The following is a 533-nucleotide window of genomic DNA, read 5'->3' as shown; positions in this document are numbered from 1 at the left end:
TCCGGAAAGACCACGTTGGGGCTTTTGCCCCCCAGCTCCAGGCTGATGCGCTTGAGGGTGGGCGCCGCCTGGGCCATGATGCGCTTGCCCACGGCCGTCGAGCCGGTAAAGGCGATCTTGTTGACCTGGGGCGATTCCACCAAGCGCTCCCCAACGACATCGCCCTCACCGGTTACAACGTTGATGGTGCCGGCTGGGGCGCCGGCTGCCCCGATCGCTTCGGCAAGCTGGAAGGTACTGGAGGGCGCGAACTCGCTGGGCTTAACCACCATGGTGCACCCAGCCGCGATCGCCGGCGCAATTTTCCAGGACACCAGCAGCAGCGGGAAATTCCAGGGCGTAATGATGCCCACGACGCCCACGGGCTCGCGCACCGTCAGGCCGATGCTGCCATCGTCGTAGCGCGGGCTCGACTCGCCTTTGAGATCCAGTGCCAGGCCGGCGTAGTAGTCAAAGACATCGGCGGCGAGCCGGACCTCGCCCACGCAAAAGTTCCAAGGGCGACCGATTTCCTCGCAGAGCGTGCGCGCGAG

General features: G+C 65.7%; 1 protein-coding gene. It reads right to left on the bottom strand.

Features of this window, described 5'->3' with window-relative positions:
* Window positions 1–533, bottom strand: a 533-nt coding sequence (locus BRC58_09140; GenBank protein ID PSP16440.1) for an aldehyde dehydrogenase, incomplete at both ends; no start/stop codon positions are given.

The sequence above is a fragment of the Cyanobacteria bacterium QS_8_64_29 genome (assembly GCA_003022125.1).
Lineage (GTDB): Bacteria > Cyanobacteriota > Cyanobacteriia > Cyanobacteriales > Rubidibacteraceae > QS-8-64-29.
The sequence above is the reverse complement of the archived record's forward strand: the minus strand, read 5'-3'. Positions and strand labels throughout refer to the sequence as shown.